Below are 7,072 nucleotides of genomic sequence, written 5' to 3' on the forward strand. Positions count from 1 at the left end.
GCCTCAGCGCAGCTTCGGCGGCCCGTACGCCTGCCTGAAGTTGATCGAAGGAAAGAGCTGTGGGCCGACGGCCCGTGGATCGATCCTTGCCCAACTCACTTGGCGACAACGAGATAGACCTCTCCTTGCTCTCGTTCGTCACCAGAATCGTTATCGGCACAAATTCCCGTGGAAGGATCGCAAGGCTGATAAAGCGAACCCGGCATATGAGGTATGTCAAACTGCGCGCTCTTGAAAGCTACAGTGTGATCGGGAGACCAGATCACCCCGGGTCGGAAATGCGCGATGTCTTCATTCGGCAAATGAATGACCTTTCCCAGATCTCCCATCACGACTTGGCCAAGCGACTTATCGACGGGGGCCGACCAATCAATGCCATTCAGGCTGGCGATGTCTTGGTGATAGACGACTGCATTGCTTCCTTTCACCTGCGCCAGTTGGCCTGGCCCAAGCGGCTGGCTCGATGGCATGCTGCCGAGCTGAAACCCAAAGTCGAAGCGATCGCCGGCGACCCTCGATTGAACTGACCCGCCAAGCTCGCCGGCGCGCGGTGGCCTTGCCATCGCATCTTGCCAATCGGCGTATTCCGCAAATCGATAAAGGTCTCCATGAGCGCTGGACGATCCACCTGCCAGACGAGCATTGACCTCCTCGAAGAACGCCTGCCGATCGGTCAGGACGCGCGACGGATTGATGCGCGCACTCTCGACTGCCGCTTCGATATTGCCGTTCTCGATCTGCAGCAAGCTGCGCCGCAACGTCAACTCCGGCCGCTTTCCGTAAATGAGGATAAGGCCGTCGAGATCATGCAGCGCTTCATTGGATCCCCTTGCGTCAAGGACAGCCAGGTTCCCCTCAAGCTCTGCCTTTATTTGCCTGTCGATGGCGAGGCGTGCATTTTTTGTGTCATTCACAATATCAAGGGCAGCTATACGGAATTCGTCCTTCTGCAGTGCGGTGGCGAGCTTGGCCCGGACCCGCGACGCCTCAGACAATTGCACGATCGGTGTGTTGCTGTTCGCCGCCGCCATGCGGATGGCATCAAGATCTTCCGGGCTGAGGCGTTTTCCCAGCATGACGGCTTCAACGCCACTCCCCCCCTCCAGGTGCACGGCCTCCGACGGCGGCCGAACCCATGCGGAAAAGTGCGTGGTGCCGTCTTCGAACTGAACAATGCGCGTTCCTGTCGGGGCGGCTTCCGGCGATATACGCAAGAAAGGCTTTCCGTCGTTTGCCGTCTCAATGACTATATGGCCCTGGTTGGCGACCGCAGCCTGGAGCTCGGCATCTTTGATGACGGAGGCCTGCATGGCCCGAATAGCCTCTCCCTGCTCTCCTGCCGCGCGCATCTGCCAACCCGAAGCAATGTCGACGCTTGGCTGTTTTTCGGCCGCAAGCTTTACCCACTGCGTCGAGTCTCTGAGCTTCACGGCATAGGTCGCGTCATCCGGAAACTTGATGACTGCTTCGACCATCGTATTGTTTCGCAAGGCGATATCGGGTGCCTCCGATATGCTGAGATCTCGGGCTATCATATGCGCACGATCCATATCCCGTGCCTTCCACCCTACGCTGAAGCCGTTCTTCGAACCTGCGATTTTGAGGTCGCCGAGCGCAACGTCGCCGACGCGCGTGTTGAGTTGGACGGTATCGGCGGTGGCGATGATGGTCCGCTCAACTTCGCTGTTCGCAAGCTGCGCTGTCGTGGCACGGAACTTGGCTTCCGGCTTGGCGCGGGCGATCATTGAGGCCAGATCTGGCGTATCTCCCTTGAAGGTAAAGAGCGCTCCTTCAAGGTTTTTCAGAGCACCTTCCCCGGCGGTGTAGTCGAGATTGGAACGGAGAAGGGTCTTATCGATCTGCAGCGCGATTGGTGCGCGCTTGGCAGTTTCCCGTGAGGCGAGGCTCACACCGCCGCTGCTTACAGGCCCGCTGAGAAGCGGCAGCGCCTCGGTCGTCGTTCCCTTATCGCCGGCGGGCAGAAATTTTACTTCATCCCACTGGTGGAATTTCAGTTTTGAATTTTGAGTGGCCCAGTCTGGGAAGCGTTTTGAGTGATCGACGCTAACGCTGGCGAGAAAATTGAGCTCGGCCTTGTCACTGAATCCATTTAGCCAACCAATCACGATGCTCCATTTCATAATTTGGTTGAGGCGTTGGTATTCGGGCTCGATGCGGGCGACCTCGTCGTAGTGATCGTTCCACCAATCTATCCCGGCTGCGAAAAATGCGGAAGTCTCAAGTTCCACTCCCGGGTGAAGTGGATCCGAGCCGGCCGAATAGATACGCGTCGCGTTTGGCGCGAAAAAGACTGAGCTAAGCTCATCAGACACTTGGAAGCCGAGATCGGAGGGGCCAAGCCAAAGTCGCGCATATCGTAGCTTCTGACTCTCTGCTTCATAAATCAGCGTCCGTGGCGCGTGTGGATCATCTACGAAATCAGGAATGAGATCGCGCCTCGGGGAAGAGCCTACGAAATCTATTGTCCACAGCTTGGCCATTAGATCAGTGTAGAACAAAACCATGCCGACTTCTGTGCCCTGCAACGCTCCGTCATATCGGGCTGCCTGGTAAGAATTAATGTATTGGATGTCGTGTAGCAGGCCCCCGGCCAGGCTGCGTTCATCCAAGGCCGCGATCAGTTCCAGCAGAGGCACGATCTTCTCGTCTGCCAGCGCTTGGGACGTTGCTCTCGCCTGTTGTTCGGATATCCTGTCCTGTGCGACCAATTGCAGTAGCGGTAGGTTCGATTCGAAATCTTTTTTCAAGCCCGCATAATCGACGCCAGGATCCAGCGAAAAACCGCTGCCATTCACGAGTTTAAGATCACGCTGCTCGCGGACAAGCTGCTCCTGGATTTTAGCTAGTTCATGGTCCCGCTGCCGCTCAAGCTCCAACCTCTCAAGTTCGGTTGTGTAAGTTCGGTGGCGCCATCGCGCATTAAAGTCGTCAATAATTTTCGTCTGTCGTGCATCCCAGTCGGCGAGAGCCTTCTGAATCTTTTGTTCGGATTGCCAGACCGTCGCAACCTGCTCGATGGCGATCGATCTGTAAGCATGGCTCAGTATCTTTCGACCGCCCAGCAGGAGCCCGCCTGACGTTTTTTGGGCTAGCGTCAGGTCATCAACGGTGCTCATGAACCGTTCGAGATCAGCGAGACTCCCAACGGGCTGCTCGTGGTATCCATAGTCGGCGGAAAACAATGAGGCGTAGTCGATGTCGCCGCGTCTGGTCAGTGTGGCGCGCGCTTGACTAGGCTCCAGCGCATATTCGACCACCACAAGCCGGTCGAATTTTCCGCCCTGTGTCTTGCGTTGTTCGTCGGCGATGGAAGCCAGAAAATCCTTCCGCTCTGCCTCCGGGCGGCCAGCGGGGATCAAGGTCAGCACTTGCCCATCGCCAATATAGCGAGCCCGTGTTTCGCCAAACTCGAAAGTGCCTACAGGCCGCATGTACCCTTGGCGGGTGGCCGGGAGATCGAAGAGAATTTTATTGTATTCTTCGGTGGAGGGTTGAAGAGCTGCGATCGCCGTGAACAACAGCCAATCAAGATATTGATCTTTGCGATCACGTTCAGAAAATTCGGTGAACGAACTTTCATCGACGGAAAAGTCGACGCGCTGAGCCTGGTTGGGCGGAAGTTCCAGCGGGTGGTCGTTTTGCTGGCTGGCGGCAAGGTCCGTTCGCGGCATTGCCGTTACTTCCGGCCTAGAGGCGGCATCCCTCTCAGGCAACGGGCCGTTGCGTCCAGAATACAAGTAGAGCAGTTGCAGAGCGCAGACCGCCAGTATTGCGAGTGAGAGGATCTTGAAAACAAGTTTCATGATTATCCTCCAGAAGCTTGGGTGCCGGCCACCAATTTGCCATAGGCATCGATGTGGTTTTTCCCAGGCAGGGCAAGTGGGTCGGCTGTTTCGGCAAACCAAATACTGAACGCGCGCGCATAGATATCCAGCACAGCGTCTCGACGCTCATCCACGGCCTCCAAGGGTGGCGCGCCCAAGAAGCGCTCCGCGGCGTTGAGAACAGCCTCCTGATCGCCGCTCTCCAACGCACTCTTTAGCTGCTCGACCGCAGTGTTGCGGACCTTAAGATTTGGCGCTTCGATGGCCTCACGCTTTAATTCCTCGATCCGCGCCTCGCGCGGGTCGCTTGCGCGCAGAGACCACGCCCCATGAAACCGCTGCGCCTCCTTCGTCGCCGCCGCTTCGCCGCCTGCGGCGGCCGCCGCCACGACTCCATCATAGGCAGACGAGCGGATACGCGATCCTCTGATGTCGAGTGCTGTAACGCCGAGCATTGCCACAGCCGCAATCACGGCACATCCGCCAACAGCCCGCAGGCCTCGATCTTGCGTGCCAAAAAGCCAGTACCAAAACGGCTCGCCATCGCTCTTGGTCTCGGGCTCCGGCGCCGAAATCACGAACGCGCCCGCTGTCTGGCCCTGTCCGGCGACGGCAGTGGAAGGATCGGCGTCTGTTCCTGACGTTTCGCCGGCATTCTCGCGCCGCCGTTTCAAAACAAAATCGGCGACGAGCTTTGGCGGAATGGCGGCAATGGCCTCTTCCGACTTTGCGATCTTGCGAAATTCCGCAGCGAGGCCTTTTGAGCCCGTGGCCTCAGATCCATAGATCTGGCCGACCGCATCCATGAGTCCCAACGCTTGCTCGTCGGCAGGTTTGATTTCCGGAGCAAAGCCGACGTCGCGCCAGATCGCGCGCGCATGCGCCAGGCGACGAACCGTTGCTACACGGGTCGGCTCGCTCGATTTCATATAGTTTTCAAGAGCAGAAAAGCCGCGTGTGGCCTCAGCCTGCAGGCGTCGTCCCTCTTCAGTTAGCCCAGTGTTCGCCGACGCGCGCAATTTTTTTTCAACTTCCTGTATTTGCGTCTTCAACTGAGTCATGGCCTCAAGCAGCTGTGACATCGTCTCATCAGCAGCAGCAAGCGAAGGCGCGTACAATTGTGCCTTACGCGCAGCTACCAATGCTTTTGACAGTTCTCCGCCGTTGGCGAGCCGGACACTTTGCAGATGGCAGAGCTGCCCAAGGAGATCATAAATCAGCGTGCGATCAGGGTCCTCTTTCTGAGCACGGTCGAGAGATTCGATCGCCTCGCCAAGACGAGAAGCCTCGGCAAGGTCGTTTCCGTTGGCATTGTCAGAAAGCTGGTCGATCGCGCGCCTGAAGTGCAGCATCGCCAGCCTGTCTTGCATCTTCGTGTCGCCAGAATTCATGGCAAGATGCTGCGTCGCGCAAGCAATTGCGTTCGTCCATCTCCCTGCAGTTTCCAGTGCGCTAATCTGCGCTTCCACTGCGGGTGAAATCAGACCCGCAGCCTCATCAGGTGGCAGAGTCTGGAATTCCAGGAGTTTTCGAACATAGTTTAGGTGAACGAAGGCGCGGTCATCGGCAGCCGGAGAGGCCGCCCGGAGGAGCCGTCCGTTTACGAAAGCGACATGTGTATCTATGAAGAGTTCGGCGAGGATGCGATCCCGCAGCGACTCTGGACCGTGCGGGGACCCGCCGCCGACGGCAGTGTGAGCCGCTTCCCAGACAGCCTTTCGAGTCCAAGCGCGTCGCAGTTGCGCGAGCACCTCCTGCCAGAAGAAATCTGCTCGTCCAAACTTACCTTCTAGCTCGGCCTCGAACGCCAGGCGATGTAGTGTAAGCAAACGGACAAATAGCTTGTCCGGTGCAAGCAACAAACCGCCGTGCCGTTGCCACCAGTCGAGCTGCATACTGGCTGGCGCCAGAAACATCTCGCGACCAGCAAATACCGTACTCTCTCCACCGGATCGATAGAGGTTTTGGTCAATATCTCGAACAAAACGACTATTGCCAGATTTCCTAACAAGGAGGTTTTTCATCCCAACCCCAAGCCAGTTCCCGTCCCATCTCTAGTAAGACATTAGCGCCAAGTGATTGCAGTTAGCAACGACTAGTTGAGGCTCTCCTAAATTAGCTGAAGCGCGTCCGGTTCTCAACCTGAGTAGCCGAGAATCAAATTTCGGCCTTCTCCATAGAAAAAACGCTAGATGTAGGAGCCCATCCGCCCTGAATGGGGCTGCCGTCTCTCATAGAGAAGTTCCTTACGAAGAGCGGCGGTGACGTTGCCCCCAGTTTCTATCCAGTTTTGAGTTCGTTTCCGGCGTGGGTTGTGCCCTGCTGGGCGGGTGAAGCGACGGGCGCTGGCGCGGAGCCTTTGGCATCGCGCAGCGCGAGCGACCGTCGCAGATTGAAGGTGGTGGCGAACTCGGCCGGTGTCTGCCAGGCGATTTGGGAATGCGGCCGGGCGGTGTTGTACAACACGACGAGAGAACGCCCACGGGACCGAGGAACGCAAGTTTCTTTATCCATGGCATCCCTGGGCCGGGCGTTGTGTTCACGTTCATGAGGTGATCGAGAAGGCTGACCGGGAGGTTTTCCGCTGCAGTCTCTCTGGCCACGCCTCCGATCGGTGGCTGGAGGTTCCGGCCTGGATGTTTGATCGCGCGGTCTGCACCGCGTGGCGCATTGCCGCTGCCCCACATGTCGATCCCAGAACGCTTGGCGTCTTGGTGACACTGCTGCAGGACGCGACGGCCAATTCCCACACCCCATCGCAATTGGAGGTTTCGGGCGCAGCATCGGATCCTCACGACGCGAATCGGGGAGAGGTCCATGCCGCGCCAGCCCACGACATATCAGTTCGATCTGTTCTCCAACCCGCACGATGCGGAGACCGCGCAGATGCCACCATGGCAGGCGCTGCCGGAAGAGACGCGCCTGACGCTGACAAAGCTGATGGTGCGCCTGATCCTCGACCACGTCGACGGCGAGCGCGCCGTTCCACGGGAGGAGGCACGCCATGATGCATGAGAAGATCCGGCCCCACCATCTGGAGCGAAAGGCGATCCTTTATGTGCGGCAGTCCTCGGCCCATCAGGTTCTGCACAATCGTGAGAGCAGCGCCCTGCAGTATGCGATGCGCGATCGCCTGGTCGCGCTCGGCTGGTCTTGCATCGAGACGGTCGATGACGATCTCGGCCGCTCTGCTGCTGGCGGTGTCGCGCGAGCGGGCTTCGATCGGA

3 protein-coding genes and 1 pseudogene are annotated in these 7,072 nt (G+C 58.1%); 2 read left to right on the forward strand and 2 right to left on the reverse strand.

Features of this window, described 5'->3' with window-relative positions:
* Positions 1–95 precede the first annotated feature (95 nt).
* Complete coding sequence (locus NKH41_RS27720; protein ID WP_352934868.1) at positions 96–3,824, reverse strand: type III PLP-dependent enzyme domain-containing protein; 3,729 nt, start codon at positions 3,822–3,824, stop codon at positions 96–98.
* A 2-nt stretch (positions 3,825–3,826) separates the two neighbouring features.
* Positions 3,827–5,869: a tetratricopeptide repeat protein gene (locus tag NKH41_RS27725; RefSeq protein WP_352934871.1), complete on the reverse strand. Its 2,043-nt coding sequence runs from the start codon at positions 5,867–5,869 to the stop codon at positions 3,827–3,829.
* Between the two features lie 793 nt (positions 5,870–6,662).
* Here NKH41_RS27725 and NKH41_RS27730 point away from each other — a divergent pair.
* Together NKH41_RS27730 and NKH41_RS27735 are read left to right on the forward strand one after the other, a co-directional pair.
* Entirely contained in the window at positions 6,663–6,860 is a 198-nt protein-coding gene (locus NKH41_RS27730; RefSeq protein WP_023722661.1) for a hypothetical protein, read from the forward strand.
* Positions 6,850–7,072 (forward strand): annotated as a pseudogene (locus NKH41_RS27735) (recombinase family protein); the annotation flags it as partial. The gene NKH41_RS27730 and the pseudogene NKH41_RS27735, both read left to right, overlap by 11 nt.

Origin of the sequence: Mesorhizobium sp. M1169, assembly GCF_040318345.1 — a bacterium.
GTDB lineage: Bacteria > Pseudomonadota > Alphaproteobacteria > Rhizobiales > Rhizobiaceae > Mesorhizobium.